The sequence below is a fragment of the Nocardia sp. alder85J genome, from assembly GCF_020176955.2.
Lineage (GTDB): Bacteria > Actinomycetota > Actinomycetes > Mycobacteriales > Mycobacteriaceae > Nocardia.
In genome coordinates this window covers 391,522-408,473 of sequence record NZ_JAIUCZ020000004.1, presented here as the reverse complement: position 1 = coordinate 408,473, position 16,952 = coordinate 391,522, and the positions used below count along the sequence as shown (strand labels likewise).

Annotated in this window: 16 protein-coding genes; 10 read left to right on the top strand and 6 right to left on the bottom strand. The window is 70.1% G+C overall.

Annotated elements, in window-relative coordinates; translation table 11 throughout:
* Positions 1-11: 11 nt before the first annotated feature.
* Positions 12-1,001 carry a hypothetical protein gene (locus LBW94_RS17850; RefSeq protein ID WP_225057268.1) on the bottom strand — a complete coding sequence of 330 codons (990 nt, stop codon included), beginning with the start codon at positions 999-1,001 and terminating at the stop codon, positions 12-14.
* A gap of 485 nt (positions 1,002-1,486) precedes the next feature.
* Here LBW94_RS17850 and LBW94_RS17845 point away from each other — a divergent pair, with 485 nt between their 5' ends.
* Positions 1,487-4,471 carry an IPT/TIG domain-containing protein gene (locus LBW94_RS17845; RefSeq protein ID WP_266271401.1) on the top strand — a complete coding sequence of 995 codons (2,985 nt, stop codon included), beginning with the start codon at positions 1,487-1,489 and terminating at the stop codon, positions 4,469-4,471.
* A 110-nt stretch (positions 4,472-4,581) separates the two neighbouring features.
* Here the strand turns inward: LBW94_RS17845 and LBW94_RS17840 are convergent, their stop codons facing one another.
* Positions 4,582-4,977, bottom strand: a complete 396-nt coding sequence (locus tag LBW94_RS17840) for a DUF302 domain-containing protein (RefSeq protein ID WP_225057503.1) — start codon at positions 4,975-4,977, stop codon at positions 4,582-4,584.
* A 436-nt stretch (positions 4,978-5,413) separates the two neighbouring features.
* Here LBW94_RS17840 and LBW94_RS17835 point away from each other — a divergent pair, with 436 nt between their 5' ends.
* Complete coding sequence (locus LBW94_RS17835; protein WP_225057504.1) at positions 5,414-5,860, top strand: hypothetical protein; 447 nt, start codon at positions 5,414-5,416, stop codon at positions 5,858-5,860.
* Between the two features lie 396 nt (positions 5,861-6,256).
* On the opposite strand, the gene LBW94_RS17830 is transcribed toward LBW94_RS17835, so the two are convergent.
* Complete coding sequence (locus tag LBW94_RS17830) at positions 6,257-6,967, bottom strand: GntR family transcriptional regulator (RefSeq protein ID WP_225057505.1); 711 nt, start codon at positions 6,965-6,967, stop codon at positions 6,257-6,259.
* 119 nt (positions 6,968-7,086) lie between these two features.
* Here LBW94_RS17830 and LBW94_RS17825 point away from each other — a divergent pair, with 119 nt between their 5' ends.
* From LBW94_RS17825 to LBW94_RS17795, 7 genes are all read left to right on the top strand, one after another.
* The gene (locus LBW94_RS17825; RefSeq protein WP_225057506.1) at positions 7,087-8,202 is read left to right on the top strand and encodes a TIGR03364 family FAD-dependent oxidoreductase; all 1,116 of its coding nucleotides are present in this window, start codon (positions 7,087-7,089) and stop codon (positions 8,200-8,202) included.
* An 11-nt stretch (positions 8,203-8,213) separates the two neighbouring features.
* Complete coding sequence (locus LBW94_RS17820) at positions 8,214-8,888, top strand: phosphonatase-like hydrolase (RefSeq protein ID WP_225057507.1); 675 nt, start codon at positions 8,214-8,216, stop codon at positions 8,886-8,888.
* Positions 8,889-8,935: 47 nt separating this feature from the next.
* Entirely contained in the window at positions 8,936-10,018 is a 1,083-nt protein-coding gene (locus LBW94_RS17815; protein ID WP_225057508.1) for a 2-aminoethylphosphonate ABC transporter substrate-binding protein, read from the top strand.
* A gap of 23 nt (positions 10,019-10,041) precedes the next feature.
* Complete coding sequence (locus LBW94_RS17810; protein WP_225057509.1) at positions 10,042-11,205, top strand: ABC transporter ATP-binding protein; 1,164 nt, start codon at positions 10,042-10,044, stop codon at positions 11,203-11,205.
* A 191-nt stretch (positions 11,206-11,396) separates the two neighbouring features.
* Positions 11,397-11,672 carry a hypothetical protein gene (locus LBW94_RS17805; protein ID WP_225057510.1) on the top strand — a complete coding sequence of 92 codons (276 nt, stop codon included), beginning with the start codon at positions 11,397-11,399 and terminating at the stop codon, positions 11,670-11,672.
* On the top strand, positions 11,669-12,574 hold the full coding sequence (locus LBW94_RS17800) for a 2-aminoethylphosphonate ABC transporter permease subunit (RefSeq protein WP_225057511.1): 906 nt from the start codon (positions 11,669-11,671) through the stop codon (positions 12,572-12,574). Before LBW94_RS17805 ends, LBW94_RS17800 begins: the two co-directional genes overlap by 4 nt.
* A 2-nt stretch (positions 12,575-12,576) precedes the next feature.
* On the top strand, positions 12,577-13,374 hold the full coding sequence (locus LBW94_RS17795) for an ABC transporter permease (RefSeq protein ID WP_225057512.1): 798 nt from the start codon (positions 12,577-12,579) through the stop codon (positions 13,372-13,374).
* A gap of 59 nt (positions 13,375-13,433) precedes the next feature.
* Here the strand turns inward: LBW94_RS17795 and LBW94_RS17790 are convergent, their stop codons facing one another.
* The 3 genes from LBW94_RS17790 to LBW94_RS17780 all read right to left on the bottom strand — a co-directional run bounded on the left by LBW94_RS17790 (position 13,434) and on the right by LBW94_RS17780 (position 15,341).
* The gene (locus LBW94_RS17790) at positions 13,434-14,363 is read right to left on the bottom strand and encodes an oxygenase MpaB family protein (protein ID WP_225057513.1); all 930 of its coding nucleotides are present in this window, start codon (positions 14,361-14,363) and stop codon (positions 13,434-13,436) included.
* Positions 14,364-14,459: 96 nt separating this feature from the next.
* Entirely contained in the window at positions 14,460-14,651 is a 192-nt protein-coding gene (locus tag LBW94_RS17785) for a ferredoxin (protein WP_225057514.1), read from the bottom strand.
* 60 nt (positions 14,652-14,711) lie between these two features.
* Positions 14,712-15,341 carry a TetR/AcrR family transcriptional regulator gene (locus LBW94_RS17780; RefSeq protein WP_225057515.1) on the bottom strand — a complete coding sequence of 210 codons (630 nt, stop codon included), beginning with the start codon at positions 15,339-15,341 and terminating at the stop codon, positions 14,712-14,714.
* A gap of 150 nt (positions 15,342-15,491) precedes the next feature.
* Between LBW94_RS17780 and LBW94_RS17775 the strand changes: the two genes are divergently transcribed.
* Positions 15,492-16,937 (top strand): cytochrome P450, encoded by a 1,446-nt coding sequence (locus LBW94_RS17775; protein ID WP_225057516.1) that lies wholly within the window; start codon positions 15,492-15,494, stop codon positions 16,935-16,937.
* The last annotated feature ends 15 nt before the right edge of the window (positions 16,938-16,952 follow it).

Sequence of the window (16,952 nt, the reverse complement as noted above, 5' to 3'; positions counted from 1 at the left end):
CGGCGCCGCGGTCAGGATTCCGATTCGATCAGCAGATGCTCCAAGCGGACCGTATCATCGGAGTCCATGTCGACGCCGAGCACTGCCACGAACTCACGATCGCCGACACGCCGCTGGAGCGGGCTCCAGGAGTCGGCCAGGTAGCGACTCGCCCCGGTGGCGCCCCGGGGGCCCAGGCCCGCACAGAATATCCAGTATCGGTCGGGGTGCAGATCCGGGCTCGGTCGCACCCGTGCGACGACGCCGATATCGCGCTCTCCGCTCGGGTCGTACCGGCTACCGTCAGTCAACTCCAATTGCGTGAAACGCGCACTGCCGTTGACGGTGAACAGCGGACGATCGACACCCTCGCAGTACATACGGGTGCAGTCGTTGCTCATCAGTCCGAAGCTGATGCACGAACGGTCACTGTGCGCGACGACATACCGATCGCTGCGAATATCGATCGGAATCCCGGTGTGGTGCTGCAGCGACATGAACACATACAACAATGCACGGAATTCCGTCTCCGGCAGGGCCGTCAGCACATCCGAGTGACGGTCGGCCGCTAATGCGCGCACCTTCCTGCCGAATGTGCACCGGCGGGGAACCTCGGCCGCCGAGGGCGCCGGTGCGGGTTGGAGTGGTAGCTCGAAGGTCGGGTACACGAGCGTAATCCCACCGGCGATCACTTCGGCTCCGAGGAATGCTCCGAGCTCGAAGTCCGATGCGAGGAGCCCCGGCTCGCGCACCCGAGCGTCGACCGAGGCACCCTCTGCTGCCTGAAACAATCGCTCGACGGTCCAGCTCGGGAACATCTTGACCAGCACCCGGCAATGGTAGCCACGGGGGAGGCCGACCATTCTGCCCGAAAGCCATTGATAGAACTGCGTTTTCGCCGGCCCGTAGCCGGGTGGGATCGGGGGGACGAGTTGCGCGGCGCATCTGTCGTAGGCAGCCAGAAAATCGGAATGGTTCGTGAGATGCTGTTCCGCCAGCAGCATCCGCAGAACGGTAGCCATCACAAGACCTCCTTACCCCGGCACCTACCGCTGATGGCGCTGCCTCCGCTGCCGCAATGGTGTCCCTGCTCCCGCATCGGTCGGTCGCCCGACCGAATCAATGATCCACTCGTTCCATTAACCCCCGCTATCCATTTGCAGGGCAACGTATCTCCGATCCGTTTTCGTTCGTTTTCACATTGCCCGGCCGCCGGCGCCACAACGACGGCCGAACGTGTTGCCGCGACGGACTTGCCCGGCGACAGGGAAGTGTGCCGGTCGATACCGCTACCGCACAGTGGTTTCGAAGCCGCGGCAGCCATGGATGGGGTCATCTGCACTGCGCCCGAAGCGGAATCGAAGACGAACAAAAGCGAACCGGCAGACATATTGCCGGACCACCGATCTCGGGGCGTTACTGGAAGCAGCGGGCCCACTGACACAACCGGACAACCACCAGTGCAGCAACGAATCGTCATCACAACAGCAAGAGGAGACCCACTCCGATGCCTACCATCACCTCTCTCTCGCCGACCTCGGGCCCCACCGCAGGGGGTACGAATGTCACGATCACCGGGACCGGGTTCACCGGAACTCTCCTGGTGAATTTCGGTGTCCTCCCGGCGATATTCGTAGTCAATTCCGCGACCCGGATCACGGCTGTCGTGCCGCCGGGATGGCCCGGTACGGTGCAGGTCACCGTCAGCGGCCTCACGGGGATCAGTAACAGCGTTCCCTACACCTATGTCGCGGCCCCCACCCTCGCCGGCATCGCGCCCCGTTCTGGTCCTGTGACCGGCGGGACGACGGTCGTGCTCACCGGCACCGCGCTGACCGGCGCCACCGCGGTGAGTTTCGGTGGCATCCCGGCAGCTTCGTTCACCGTCAATTCGGCGACGCAGATCACGGCCGTGACACCCGCCGGTACGGCGGGAACCGTACAAGTCACCGTCACCACCGCGGGTGGCACCAGCAATGCCGTCGGTTTCACCTACATCGCGGTTCCCACCCTGACGACGGTGGTGCCGAACGACGGGCCGGTGACCGGCGGGACGACCGTCATTCTCACCGGGACGGCGCTGACCGGTGCGACCGCGGTGAGTTTCGGTGGCACACCGGCGGCTTCGTTCACGGTGAACTCCGCCACCCGAATCACCGCCGTATCCCCGGCCGGGTCGGCGGGGCCGGTGTCGGTCACCGTCACCACTCCGGGTGGCACCAGCAACGGAGTCCTGTTCACCTACTTCGCGGTTCCCACCCTGACCGCCGTCACACCCGCCGCGGGACCGGTGTCGGGCGGGCTCACGGTGACCCTGACCGGGACGGGCCTGACCGGTGCGACCGCGGTGAGTTTCGGTGGCACACCGGCGACGTCGTTCACGGTGAACTCCCCCACCCAGATCACCGCCATCACCCCGGCGGGGTCGGTGGGGACGGTGTCGGTCACCGTCACCACTCCGGGTGGCACCAGCAACGGCGTCCCGTTCAGCTATGCCGCGATTCCCACCCTGACCGCCATCGCACCCTCCTCGGGACCGGTGACCGGCGGGACGACCGTCGTCCTGACCGGAACGGCCCTGACCGGCGCCACCACGGTCAGTTTCGGTGGCATTCCCGCGGCGTCGTTCACGGTGAACTCCCCCACCCAGATCACCGCCGTCACCCCCGCGGAGTCCGTGGGGACGGTGCTGGTCACCGTCAGCACTCCGGGCGGCACCAGCAACGGCGTCCCGTTCACCTACGTCGCGATTCCCACCCTGACCAGCATCGTTCCCACCGCGGGACCGGTGACCGGCGGGACGACCGTCGTCCTGACCGGAACGGGCCTGACCGGCGCCACGGCGGTGAGTTTCGGTGGCACACCCGCGGCGTCGTTCACCGTGAACTCCGCCACCCAGATCACCGCCGTCACCCCCGCCGGGGTAGCCGGCACGGTACCGGTCACCGTCACCACCGCGGGCGGCACCAGCAACAGTGTCTCCTTCACCTACGCCGCGATTCCCACCCTCATCAGCATCGTTCCCGCCGCGGGACCGGTGACCGGCGGGACGACCGTCGTCCTGACCGGAACGGGCCTGACCGGCGCCACGGCGGTGAGTTTCGGTGGCACACCCGCGGCGTCGTTCACCGTGAACTCCGCCACCCAGATCACCGCCGTCACCCCGGCCGGAGCGGCGGGGACGGTGCCGGTCACGGTCACCACCGCGGGCGGCACCAGCAACAGTGTCTCCTTCACCTACGTGGTGGTTCCGACCCTGACCAGCATCGCTCCCACCGCGGGACCGGTGACCGGCGGGACGACCGTCGTCCTGACCGGAACGGGCCTGACCGGCGCCACGGCGGTGAGTTTCGGTGGCACACCCGCGACGTCGTTCCTCGTCAATTCCGCCACCCAGATCACGGCGGTCGCACCCGCCGGGGCGGCCGGCACCGTGTCGGTCACCGTCACCACGGCGGGCGGCACCAGCAACGGCGTCCCGTTCACCTACGCCGCGGTTCCCACCCTGACCGCCATCGCACCCCCGTCGGGACCGGTGACCGGCGGGACGACCGTGGTCCTGACCGGGACGGCCCTGACCGGCGCCACCGCGGTCAGCTTCGGTGGCACACCCGCGGCCTCGTTCACCGTCGACTCGGCGACGCAGATCACGGCGGTCACACCCGCCGGCACCGCCGGTACGGTGCTGGTCACCGTGACCACCGTGGGTGGCACCGGTAACGGCGTCTCCTTCACCTATGCCACGGTTCCCACCTTGACCGGGGTGGCACCGAACGCGGGGCCGGTGACCGGCGGGACGGTGGTCACGCTCACCGGGACAGGCCTCACCGGCGCCACCGCGGTGAATTTCGGCGGCACACCCGCGGCCTCGTTCGCCGTCGACTCCCCGACCCAGATCACGGCGATCACTCCCGCCCACACGGCCGGAGCGGTGTCGGTCACCGTCACCACGGCGGGCGGCACCAGCAACGGCGTCCCGTTCACCTACGCCGCGGTTCCCACCTTGACCGCCATCGCACCCGGATCGGGGCCGGTGGCAGGCGGGACGACGGTCACGCTCACCGGGACGGGCCTGACCGGCGCCACCGCGGTGAATATCGGTGCCACACCGGCGACGTCGTTCACTGTCGTTTCCGATACCCAGATCACGGCGGTCACCCCCGTCGGGACCGCCGGGACGGTGCTGGTCACCGTCACGACCGCAGGTGGCACGGTCGACGGTGTCTCGTTCACCTACGCGGGGATTCCCACCCTGACCTCGGTCAGCCCCTCGTCGGGAACGACGGCCGGCGGAACCACCGTCACCCTCACCGGGACGGCCCTGACGGGTGCGACCGCGGTGAGTTTCGGTGGTACACCGGCGACCTCGTTCTCGGTCGACAGCGACACGCAGATCACGGCCGTTGCTCCGGCCGAGGCGGCGGGAACGGTGTCGGTCACCGTCACCACGGCGGGCGGAACCAGTAACGGAATCGCCTACACCTACGTCTGACCCCCGAGGAGCGGCTGGGCCGCCGGTGGGCGATATGCCTCCCGGCGGCCCCGTCGCGTCGCGGTCGCGGATCGTCGGAACGCTGTTCGTCGCCAGTGCGGATCGGGCACTCAGCCGGAGGTGAGCGTCGCGATGGCGGCCGCCAGTTTCCCGGTGGCCACTGCGGCGATGTCCGGGATCTCGGGGGCCGCACTGAATCGGCTCATCATGGTGGGGTCCATGGCGTCGACGACGACGGTGCCGTCGCCCGCCGCGCGGACGACCACATTGCAGGGCAGCAGCAGCCCGATTCCGGGGTCGGCGGTCACGGCGCGCAGTGCCAGCGGGGGGTTGCACGCGCCGAGGATGAGGTAGTCGTCCAGCTCCGCACCCAGTTTCGCGTGCATGGTGGCTTTCACATCGATCTCGGTCAGAATGCCGAACCCCTGCTCCGCCAGCGCTTCCCGAGTTCGCCGGACCGCATCCTCGAACGAGGTGCGCAAGGTGGTGGACAGTGCCGAATCCATGGCGATCGGTCCTTTCCCGCAGCATAGGAGGCGGCCGGTGGTCCATCCGGAGTGCGGTGAACACCGGGTGGGGTGGATCGTGTCGGGAGCCGAGCATAGCCGCCGGCGGGTGCCCGGCCGCGCGACTCGTCCGGACTCGGCGCGTCCGCGCCGACGGTGCCCCGGACCAGGCCCGGCCCGCTCCGTCCGGCTGCACGATCCGGCCCGTCGGCGGTGATCGCGGGTAGCCGGACCTGCCGCAGCGTATCCGGATCCACCGCCGCGCAAGCGGGTGATGCGTTCCGGCGCTTCCGTGGGGAACCATCGCACGGTCGTCTCCGCTTCCCGGCGATTTCTTCGAGCGGATTATCTGTTCCCACAGGGAAATCCGCAGGTAAGTTCCCGGAAAGGGTTTCGCGCCAGGATGAGCGCGGGCCCGAGGGAAAACGGAGGAATCATGACGGGGAAGATCAGGGCGCTGCTGGTGGCGGTGGCCGCGATGGTGACGGCGATCGGTTTCGCGGGCACGGCGAGCGCGAGTCCGGATGCGCCGCAATATTCTTACAACTGGTTCCAGGCGCCGTCGGGCAATATCTCCTGCATGATCAGCGACGATACCGACGTGCGCTGCGACATCCAGCACTACCGGTTCACCGCGCCGCCGCGCCCCGCCGGCGGTTGCGGCCCCTCCGGATTCGGGCACGCGGTGAGCATGTCGGTCACCACGGCCGCCCGGTTCACCTGCGCCGGTGACACCACGATGGATCCGAGCCTGCCGGTGCTGCCGTACGGCGCCAGCACCACGGTCGGACAGATCACGTGCACCAGTACCACCGACTATCTGTCGTGCAGCGCGGGCGACCATTTTCTGCGCCTGTCCCAGGACGACTTCGCATTGCAGTGAATTCCCTTCGGCCGCACTCTGATTCGCGGTGATCCGGATCGTCGCGGGTGTCCGCGCCGGTGGCGCTCCGGTATCGTCCTGGACCGGGAGGTCACGGCCGTGGAGTTGTCGGAATGACAGCCCGGCGAAGTATTCGCCGGGTACCGCATCCCGCGCCGGGTCGGGGCCGGCGGGATGGGTGTCGGCTATCCGGCCGAGCATCCACGACTGCCGCGCCGCGACGCGCTGAAGATCCTCGATCCGGCGCCGGGCCGGGACCGAACGTGATTCTCGCAGGGCCCGCCGGTGCTGCCGCCGCGGCGGGCGGTCGCGATCCTGTCCGGCGGCGAGATCGAGAGCTGTGGCGCCACCGCCGTTTTCGAGCCTCGAATCACCGGGTGCGCCGCAGCCGCCGCCTCATTCGCGCAGTACGGCCTCGAAGGCGATGCGGTCGCCGCGATACAGCGAGCGGACGCGTTCCAGTGGGGCGCCGGCGCTGTCGGTGGTGTGCCGGTGCAGCAACAGCATCGGCAGTGCGGTCGTGCACTCCAGCAGGGCGGCCTCGCGTGGCGAGGCGAGCACGGTCTCGAGGCGTTCGGTGGCCTTGCCGAAGGTGACCCCGGCGGCGTGGATGGCGGCGTACAGGGAGGTGGTGGGGTCGTAATCGGTTCGCAGACCGGCGAATCGGTCCAGTCGGAGGAAGGTGCTCTCCAGGCCGATCTTCTCGCCGTCGGCGAGCAGCACCCGTTCCAGCTGCATCACCGGGGTGCCGGGGGCGAGGCCGAGACCGGTGGCGGTGTCGGCGTCGGCGGGGACGTCGTCCCAGGACACCAGCAGGCGGCCGGGCAGCCGGCCGTGGCTCAGGGCGGCCTCGGTGTAGGAGCGCAACGACAACGGCTGCACCATCTTCGGACGCGACACCACGGTGCCCCGGCCCTGGCGGCGAATTCTGCCCTCCACCAGCAGATCTCGCAGGGCCTGCCGGACCGTCTCCCGGGCCACCTCGAACCGGGCGGCCAGATCGCGTTCCGACGGCACGGGGTCGCCCTCGGCCAATTCGCCGAGGATGACCTCGATCTCGGTGCGCACCCGATAGGCCTTGGACACCCGGTGTCCGGCGCCGCTCACGTGGCCACCTGCGTTGCGTCCATGGCGACAGCGTACCAATCATTGGTCTATACCAATTATTAACCCGGCGTTTCCATGGGAAACACCCACCGGTCTAGACCATTACCCATGATTCTCGCATGCGTTTGGTCATCATCGGAGGTGGCATTCTCGGCACCGCACACGCCCTGGCGGCGGTCCGCCGCGGGCACGAGGTGGTCCAGCTCGAGCGCGAGGCCGAGGCCCGAGGGGCCACCGTGCGCAACTTCGGGCTGGTCTGGGTGTCCGGCCGCAGTCGCGGCGAACTGGAGTTCACCCTGCGCTCGCGGCAGCTGTGGGAGGAGATCGGCGGCCGGGTGCCCGGCGTCGGCTTCCGGCCCGCCGGCTCGATCACGCTGGTACGCACCGATGCCGAACTCGCCGTCGCCGAGGCGGCCGCTGCCGCACCGGATGCCGAGGCGCGCGGCTTCGAACTGCTCGACGCCGACCGGGTGCGCGCGCGCAATCCCGCACTGCGCGGGAAATTCCTTGCCGGCCTGCACTGTTCGACCGATGCCGCGGTGGAGTCGCGGCAGGCGCTGCCGGCGCTGCGGGCGTATCTGGCGGCGACCGGCCGCTACACCTTCCACGCGGGCGCCGAGGCGCGCGACGTCGCCGACGGCACCGTGACCGACGACCACGGCCGTCGCTTCGAGGCCGATCTGGTGCTGCTCTGCCCGGGCGCGGCGCACGGCGGGCTGACCCGTGAACTGGTCGGCGACCTCCCGGTGCGCCGGGTGCGGTTGCAGATGATGCAGACCGCGCCACTGGGCGAACCGCTACCCACCGCCGTCGCCGACGGCGACAGTTTCCGCTACTACCCCGCCTTCGCCGGACCCGCGCTCGATCATCTGAATCGCGAAGAGGCGCAGCCGTTCACCGCGGCCCGGCACCGCATGCAGCTGCTCTGCGTGCAGCGGCTGCACGGCGGTCTGACCCTGGGCGACACCCACGAATACGACGAGCCGTTCGCCTTCGACGTCGACGAGGCGCCCTACGAGCACCTGACGGCGGTGGCGGAGGAACTGCTCGGCCGCAAGCTGCCCCAGGTGGTGCGGCGCTGGGCCGGGGTCTACAGCCAGAGCACCGACCCGGACGCGCTGGTCACCCGCGCCCGCGCGGACGACCACACCTGGGTGATCACCGGGCCCGGCGGGCGCGGCATGACCCTCGGCCCCGCACTCGGCGAGGAAACCGCCGAACTGCTCGGCCTGTGAAGGGAGATCCATTGTCCGAGAAGAAGATCGAGCTGGCCGTGCTGGACCTGGCGGGTACCACCATCGCCGACGACGGGCTGGTGCTGCGCGCCTTCGACGCCGCCGCGACCGCCGCGGGCCTCTCGGCCGACGGTCCCGAGCGCGCGGCCGCCGACCGCTACGTCCGCGACACCATGGGGCAGTCCAAGATCAGCGTGTTCCGCACGCTGTTCGGCGACGAGGACCGCGCGCAGCGGGCCAATCGCGCCTTCGAGGCCGCCTACGACGAGTTCGCCACCGCGGCGCGGCCGATTCCCGGTGCGGCGGAGGCGATCACGCGGCTGCGGGCGGCCGGGGTGAAGGTGGCGCTGACCACCGGCTTCAGCCCGGACACCCGGGACCGGCTGCTGGCAGCGGTGGGCTGGGGCGAGCTGGCCGATCTGGCCCTGTCCCCCGCCGACGCCGGCCGCGGCCGCCCCTATCCGGACCTGGTGCTCACCGCAGTGCTGCGGCTGCGCATCGACGCCGTGGATCGGGTTGCGGTGCTGGGTGATACCGCCAGCGACATCGGCACCGGCCTGGCCGCCGGCGCCCGCATCGTCGCCGGGACCCGCACCGGCGCGCACACCGAGGAACAACTGCTGGCGGCCGGCGCCACCCATGTGGTGCCGTCGGTCGTCGAATTCGCCGAGCTGATCCTCGCCTGAGCCATCCGCCCTCGTCCCCCATCCCTTCGACTCACGTTCCGCACAACATGAAAGTTGCAGTCATCGTGCGCATTTCGACCAAACGCCTGGCACGCACCGCACTGATCCTGGCCTCGGCGACGGCGGTCACGGTCTCCGCCGCAGCCTGCGGCGGCACCGGCTCGAGCTCCGGCGGCGGTGACAAGACCGTCACCGTCTACTCCGCCGACGGCCTCGGCGACTGGTACAAGACCATTTTCGCGAAATTCAAGGACAAGACCGGGATTTCGGTGAACGAGGTGGAAGCCGGTTCCGGCGAGGTGGTGAACCGGGTGGACAAGGAGCAGTCCAACCCGCAGGCCGACCTCGTCGTCACGCTGCCGCCGTTCATCCAGAAGGCCGCCGCGTCGAACCTGTTGCAGGCCAGCGGCGCCGACACCGGCGCGGTCGCCGACGTCGACAAGGATCCCGGCGGCAAGTACGTGACGCTGGCCGGGAACTACCTGTGCTTCATCGCCAATCCGCGGGTGGCCGACGCCGGCAAGCTCACCTGGGACGATCTGCTGAAGCCGGATTACAAGGGCAAGGTGCAGTATTCGACACCCGGCCAGGCCGGTGACGGCACCGCCGTGCTGGTGCTGCTGCAACAGCTGTACGGCAAGCAGGCGGCGCTGGACTACCTGGGCAAGTTGCAGGCCAACAACGTCGGGCCGTCCTCCTCGACCGGCAAACTGCAACCGAAGGTCGACAACGGTGAGCTGCTGGTCGCCAACGGCGATGTGCAGATGAACGTCCAGGAGATCAAGGACAAGGGCGCGAAGTTCGCCGTGTTCTTCCCGGCCACCGCCGACGGCAAGCGCTCCACCGTGGCGCTGCCGTACGTGATGGGGATGGCCAAGGGCGCCCCGCACAAGGATGCCGCGAAGCAGTTGATGGAGTACCTGCTGTCCGCCGACGCGCAGCAGACTCTCGGCCCGGACGCCGTCGCGGTCCCGGTCCGCAAGGATCTGAAGGACGCACCGGCCCCGGCGGGAACCGTCTCCCCCGCGGCCTATCTGAAGGACGTCACCGTGATCAATCCGGACTGGACCAAGGTCCTCGGCGATCTCGACGGTGACGTCGCCGCGTACCAGAAGGCCACCGGTAGCTGATCGACACCGACAGGAGCGCAACCATGTCCACGCCCAGGGCCGTGACCGCCGCGACCACCGCCGCCACCGATCCCGATATCGCGCCCGCGATCGTGTTCGACCGGGTCGGCGTGAGCTACGGCCGGGGCCGCAAGGCCACCGTCGCGCTGGCCGACTTCTCCCTGCGCGTCGCGGCCGGTGAGACGGTTGCGCTCCTGGGCCCCAGCGGATCCGGCAAGTCGACCGCGCTGCGGGCGCTGGCCGGATTCGTCCGGCCCACCGCGGGCCGGGTGCGGCTCGCGGGCCGCGACGTCACCGGCACCTCGCCCGCCGCCCGCGGCATCGGCGTGGTGGTGCAGTCCTACGCGTTGTTCCCGCACCTGCGGGTGTTCGACAACGTGGCCTTCGGCCTGCGCTCACATCGGGTGCCGCGCAGGGAGATCGGCGCCCGGGTGGCCGAGGCTCTGGAGATGGTCGGCATGACCGGCTACGAGCGCCGGCTGCCGCGTGAACTGTCCGGCGGCCAGCAGCAGCGGGTGGCGATCGCCCGCGCCCTGGCCATCCGCCCCCCGGTGCTGCTGCTGGACGAACCGCTCGCCGCCCTGGACGCGCAGCTGCGGCAGAGCATGCTCACCGAATTGCAGCAGTTGCGAAAAGCTCTACCGGACACCGCGATGCTGTACGTGACCCACGACCAGGCGGAGGCGCTGGCGCTGGCCGACCGGATCGCGGTGATGCGCGATGCCCGCCTCGTCGACGTCGACACCGCCGAGAACCTGTGGCGCCGCCCGCCCAGCTCGTTCACCGCCGCCTTCCTCGGCGGCGCGAATCTGCTGCCCGGCAGCGTGAAACACGTCTCCGGGACCGCCGCCTTCGTCGCGGTCGGTGAGCTGACGCTGCGCGCCGAGGCACCGAAACCCGGTGTCGGCCAACTGGAATGGAAGCCCGACGACGACGGCATGCTCTGCGTCCGCCCGCACACCGTGCGGCTGTGCCCGGTCGGCGAGCGAGAATCCTTGCGCGCCACCGTGATCTCCGGCGTCTGGCGCGGCGCCACCACCCGGCTCGTGCTGGACGTCGACGGCCTGCCGGTCGACCTCACCGCGGACCTGCCCGGCCAGCTCGACACCACCCCCGGCGCCGTGGTCGGCGTCCACCTGCCCGACCCGGCGGGCGTCCTGATCCCCGCCGCCGTGGGGGCGGCATGAGGCCCGGCCCGGTCCCCGCCGCGGCCGCCGCATCCTGCCCGGATCGCGATGGAGCGCGCCTTGCCGCCGACCGTAGCCATGACCGCGGACGCTGTCGACTCCGTTGCGGTGGTGGCGGTTCCATTCGCCTCGGTCGGCTCACGACCCGGCCGCGGTCCCCTCGCGGCCGGTATCCGTGGAGCCCGGACCCGGTGGCGCCCACCGGCGTCGCCGTCCTCGCCGCCGCGCACCCGGCCCATGAGGGGGGCCGGGTGCCGGCCGTCGCCGACCGCGCCATCGTGGCAACGACGTCTGCCGGCACCGGCCGCACCATCGCCGTTCGAGCGGCCGCTGCCGAGATGACCGGCCCGCGGGCCACCGGCGATCAGCGCACCCGGTGCCGGGCCGACAACCGGACGGCGACCCGGCACCGGGTGCGCCTGCCGTACGGCTCGGCCGCTGCGGCCGTACTCCGGAGGGTGCGATGAGCGTATCGACAGTGCTGGAACCGCCGGTCGGCGAGGAGGATACGGAGAATCCGGCCGCGCGGTCGTGGTGGCGGCCCGTGCTGTGGTCGCTGCCGCCCCTGCTCGTGGTGCTGGTGATCGCCGTGTACCCGATCGTGCGGGTGCTGACCGAGTCGACGGTGACCCCGCACGGTCGCGGGACGGCGGTGTGGTCGCGGGTGCTGGGGTCGCAGGCGTTCCGGGATGCGTTGTGGCACACCGTGTCCATCGCCGCGTGCGCGACCGCGGGCTGTCTGGTGCTCGGGACCTTCCTGGCGGTGGTGCCGGCCTTCGTGCCGTTTCCCGGATCGGCGGTGGTCGGGCGGTTGATCGATACCGTGCTGACGCTGCCGTCGTTCCTGATCACGCTGGCGTTCACCTTCCTGTACGGCACCGCCGGGGCGGTCAACGCGCTGCTGGCGAAGATCGGCGGGAATCATGCCCCGGCAGTGCATTTCCTCACCACGCCGACCGGGGTGGCGCTGGCCGAGATCACCTACTTCACCCCGTTCGTGGTGCGGCCGCTGCTGGCCGCGTTCGCGCAGTTGCCGCGGGAGCAGCTGGAAGTGGCGGCGAGCCTGGGCGGGTCGCCGTGGCGGGTGCTGCGGCAGGTGGTGCTGCCGGAGGCGGGGCCCGCACTGGCGGCCGGTGGCAGCCTGGTACTGCTGTTGACGCTCAACGAATTCGGCATCGTGCTGTTCACCGGCGCCAAGGGGGTGCTCACGCTGCCCGCGTTGATCTACACCCGCGGCATCGTGACCTTCGACCTGCCGGGTGCGGCGGTGCTGGCGTCGGTGCAGGTGGTGTTGTCGCTGACCCTCTACGCCGGGTATCGGGTGCTGTTCGCGTGGTTCACCGGAACCCGCCGGGCACAGGAGGTCTGAACATGCTGGTGTGGACCGGCCGCGGTCGCGCGGTGATCCTGACGGTGTTCGCGCTGGTGGTGCTCGTGGTGTTCGCCGCACCGATCGCCACCGTGGTGGCCGCCGCGCTGGCGGGCCGGTGGACCGGTCCGCTGCCGTCGCGGCTGGGATTCACCAACTTTCACCACGCGCTGGCCGGGGAGGAGGCCGCGAGCCTGTCGGTGAGCCTCCAGACGGCGCTGCTGGCCGGAGCCGTCGCGCTGGTGCTGGGCACCTGGGCGGCGCTCGCCGTGCGCGAGACGCCGCGGTGGTGGCGGCGCGGCACCGACGCGGTGTTCCATCTGCCGGTCGCGGTGCCGTCGGTGGCGATCGGGCTCGGCGTGCTGATCGTGTTCAACCAGCAGCCGATCCTGCTGGGCGGCACCAAATGGATTGTCATCGTGGTCCATACGGTCCTGGTGCTGGCCTACTCCTACAGCGGCGTCGCCGCGGCGCTGGACCGGCTGGACCCGGCCTATCGGCAGGCCGCGCAGTCACTGGGCGCCGGGCCGCTGCGGGTGCTGACCCGGATCACGCTGCCGCTGCTGCTGCCCGCCCTGGGTGCGGCGGCGGGCCTGGCGATCGCACTGTCGATGGGTGAGCTCGGGGCCACCGTGATGGTGTACCCGGCGACCTGGAAGACGTTGCCGGTCACCATCTTCGCCGCCACCGACCGCGGCGACGTGTTCGACGCCGCCGCCGACACCACCGTGCTGGTCGCGGTCACGCTGGTAGCGCTGCTGGTCCTGGGCCGCGTCCGGGGCCGCGCCGCACTGCGCTGAGCCCCCGCCCCGCTGGGGGAGTCGATTTCCCGCGCTCGCACCCGCCGGCCCCCGAGCCGCTACTTCCCGTTGCACACCCGGCGCGGGTCCACCCCGCTGCGCTCCCACGCCTCGGCGGCCCACTTCACGTACAGCTTGTCCACCGGCAGCCGGTTGAACACCGGGTTCAGGGCTCGCATTCCGGCGGCGAAGCGCTGGAAACGCTTCTCCCGCTTGGTGTCCCAGTCCAGATCGCACACCGCGCGCATCTGCGGCGGCAGCGTGCCCACGACCACCAGCCGCAGGAAGGCGTTCAGCGGCGCGGACAACACGGCCCAGACGGGCGCCGGGATACGCCGCGGTCCCGGGAGTCCCCGGCGCAGATAGCCGGTGCCGTAGCGGACGGACCGGGTCGGCACGAAGCGGTCCAGCATGGCGTCCCAGTAGGCGAGGAACTCCTCGTAGGTCTGGGGTTCGCTGCGGGTGCTCACGCCGTAGAGCCGGTACCACGCCTTGCTCTCCTCGAAGATCCGCACCTTCTCGTCGTAGGACAGCCGGCGGATGAAGGTATCCGTGGTGTAGATGACCTGATCCACGAAAGTGGCGTGGCCCCAATAGAACAGCTCCGGATTCAGGGCGTGGTAGCGCGAGCCGTCGCTGTCGACGGTGCCCTTGATGTCGCGGTGGAAGTCACGCACCCGCCGGCCCCACTCGTAGGGGTTCTCCGAGTACACGGTCTGCATGATGGCCTTGGCGCTGCGGCGGGCCCGGCCGAGGGTGTCGGTGAACACCACGGAATGGTCCTCGACCGCCTTGCCCAGCTGTTCGATGCAGTTCTCGGTGCCCGCGACCCGCTGGAAGCCGAGGGTGCCGCGCACGTCCCCGTAGAACTTCCACACCAGCGACCCCGGCCCCAGTGGCGAGTCGCCGTCGGGAATCTCGTCGTCGACCGGCATCGGCACGGCCTCCCGGATTCCGGTGTCGAATCCGGTCGCATCGAATCCCGCCATGCCCTGCACTCCTCGATGAAAGAATGTGGTGAAAGAATGTAACGATATTTCTATCATTGTTTCAAGGACCGTGCCGTGACGCAAGTCGAGCCCCGTTCACGCCCCGACCAGCCGCAATGCCTGGACCGGACAGCTGTCGACAGCCAGCCGCGCCTCGGCCTCGGCCGCCGCGGGCACCCCGGCGGTCACCGCCGCCCGGCCGTCGTCACCCAGGGTGACCAGATCCGGAATCAGCGACAGGCACATGCCGTGCCCCTCGCACACCTCGTGATCGGCGATCAGCCGCATACGTTCTCCTCGCTGTATTCGTTTCCGGCGCCGTCGAATTCGACGGCGCCACCACCGCGTTCAGAGCCCGCCGAGTCCGGTCGCGGCATCGACGCAGAGCTGCGCGGCGGTGTCGATGAACACCTCCGGCGGCACCGGCAGGCTGCCGCCGAGATAGGCCGAGATGGTCTCCGCCAGGCCGCCGACCAGCATCGTCGTCGCCGCGATCAGCCGCGGCCGCAACCGCGGATCACCGAGCCCGGCCAGCTCCGCCATCTGCTCGGCCAGCACCGCCGCGAAACCCTGCAACACGGTGTCGCGCAGTTGTTGCAGATCCTCCCGCGAACTCGCCTCCCGGAAGGTCCGGGCCTTGCGCGGGTCGGCCGCCAGCACCTCGAACATCGCGGTCGCCGCGGCCTTGCAGCGGACCCGCAGCTGCGGCGGCTCGGTGGTCAGCGCGGCCATGATGACGCCGGTGACCTCCGCCAGCAGCTCGTCGACGACCGCACGCCGCAGGGCGTCGAGATTGGCGAAACTCTCGTAGAAGTACCGCTCGGTGAGACCGGCGGCCCCGCACACGGCCGTCATGGTCATCGCCGACATCCCGTCGCGGCCGACGACGTCCAGCCCGGCGTCCAGAATCCGCGCGCGGCGCTCGCCGCGGCGCTGCTCGGCGCTCAGGCCACCGTAGTTACGTGTAACTCGTGCCATTCCCCCATCTTGACAGACAATCCTGTCAGATCTACGTTTTCGACAGACATCACTGTCAGATGGACGGTGGTACCGCGCATCGGCGACGGCTGCGCCCCTGGGGTATTCGGGCGGCCGCGACCGCCGAACCACGAATCAGGAGACTCGGCCGTGAACGCATCGACCTGGAAGCAGGCCGCCCGGCTGGCGCGCAGCGGGGCCGCCGCGCTGACCGGCCGCTACCCCGCGGTATCCCGGCCGCTGGCCGCTCCCCCGGCCGGCAGCGGACTGCTGCCGGTGCCCGGCGACGGCGGCATCCCGTATCTGGGCGCCAGCCTGCAACTGCTCGACGACCCGCTGGGCTTCTTCCGGCGCGGCGAACGCCGCTACGGCCCGGTGTTCTGGTGCACCGCGATGGGCCGCGACGTGGTCGTGGTCGGCGATGCGGCCGGGATGGAACAGGTGCTGCTCGACCGCGACAAGGTCTTCTCCGCGAAGGCAGGCTGGGACTTCCTGATCGGCGCGTTCTTCGACGGCGGAATCCTGTTGCGCGACTTCGAGGAACACCTGTACCACCGCCGGATCATGCAGCAGGCGTTCACCCGGCCCCGCCTCATCGGCTATCTCGACATCATCGATCCCGCAGTGGCGCAACGGCTCTCGACCTGGCAGCCGGGCGGCGAATTCCGGCTGTTCGACGCCGCCAAGAAGATGCTGCTGGAGACCGCCACCGAGGTGTTCGTCGGTTCCGGACTGCGGCCCGGCCAGGCCGATCGGCTGGAACACGCCTTCATCGACGCGGTGCGCGGCGGCCAGGCGCTGGTCCGCGCGCCCATCCCCGGCGGGCTGTGGGCGCGCGGGCTGCGCGGCCGCCGGGTGCTCCAGGAGTTCTTCCGGAACGAACTGCCCCGCAAGCGATCCGGCGACGGGGCCGACCTGTTCAGCGTGCTGTGCCACACCGCCAGCGCCGAGGGGCACACCTTCACCGATACCGAGATCGTCGACCACATGATCTTCGTGCTGATGGCCGCCCACGACACCAGCACCATCGCGCTGTCCATGCTCGCGTATCACCTGGCCCGGGATCAGCAGTGGCAGGACCGGCTGCGGGCCGAATCGCAGGCGCTGGGCTCCGTGCACCTCACCTACCCGGATCTGGACCGGCTGCCCGGCCTGGAACTGGCGTTCAAGGAGACGCTGCGGATGTATTCGCCGGTGAGCCAGCAGATGCGAGAGGCATTGCGCGACACCGAGATCAACGGCCACTACATCCCCGCGGGCACCCTGATCGCGGCGGCCTCCTACCCGATGATGCGACGGTCGGGGGCCTGGCCGGACCCGGATCGCTGGGATCCGAGCCGGTTCGAGGCCGACGCCGCCGGGCGGCACCGGTTCGCCTGGGCGCCCTTCGGCGGCGGCGCGCACAAGTGCATCGGGCTCTACTTCGGTGGCATGACTGTGAAGTCGGTGCTGCACCAGATGTTGCTGCGCTACCGGTGGACCGTGCCGGACGGGTACCGGGTACCGCTGGAGATCGCCACCGGCCCGGTCCCCGCCGACGGCCTGCCGGTCCGGCTGGAGCGGCTGCCCGCCGCGGCCGAACTGCCCATCAGCTGACCGGGCCGGAACCGT

Coding starts and splice junctions, on each gene's coding strand:
- LBW94_RS17780 (WP_225057515.1), bottom strand. CDS start 15,341: ATGGCACGAGTTACACGTAACTACGGTGGCCTGAGCGCCGAGCAGCGC.
- LBW94_RS17800 (WP_225057511.1), top strand. CDS start 11,669: ATGAGCGTATCGACAGTGCTGGAACCGCCGGTCGGCGAGGAGGATACG.
- LBW94_RS17810 (WP_225057509.1), top strand. CDS start 10,042: ATGTCCACGCCCAGGGCCGTGACCGCCGCGACCACCGCCGCCACCGAT.
- LBW94_RS17845 (WP_266271401.1), top strand. CDS start 1,487: ATGCCTACCATCACCTCTCTCTCGCCGACCTCGGGCCCCACCGCAGGG.
- LBW94_RS17825 (WP_225057506.1), top strand. CDS start 7,087: ATGCGTTTGGTCATCATCGGAGGTGGCATTCTCGGCACCGCACACGCC.
- LBW94_RS17850 (WP_225057268.1), bottom strand. CDS start 1,001: ATGGCTACCGTTCTGCGGATGCTGCTGGCGGAACAGCATCTCACGAAC.
- LBW94_RS17835 (WP_225057504.1), top strand. CDS start 5,414: ATGACGGGGAAGATCAGGGCGCTGCTGGTGGCGGTGGCCGCGATGGTG.
- LBW94_RS17840 (WP_225057503.1), bottom strand. CDS start 4,977: ATGGATTCGGCACTGTCCACCACCTTGCGCACCTCGTTCGAGGATGCG.
- LBW94_RS17785 (WP_225057514.1), bottom strand. CDS start 14,651: ATGCGGCTGATCGCCGATCACGAGGTGTGCGAGGGGCACGGCATGTGC.
- LBW94_RS17795 (WP_225057512.1), top strand. CDS start 12,577: ATGCTGGTGTGGACCGGCCGCGGTCGCGCGGTGATCCTGACGGTGTTC.
- LBW94_RS17790 (WP_225057513.1), bottom strand. CDS start 14,363: ATGGCGGGATTCGATGCGACCGGATTCGACACCGGAATCCGGGAGGCC.
- LBW94_RS17815 (WP_225057508.1), top strand. CDS start 8,936: ATGAAAGTTGCAGTCATCGTGCGCATTTCGACCAAACGCCTGGCACGC.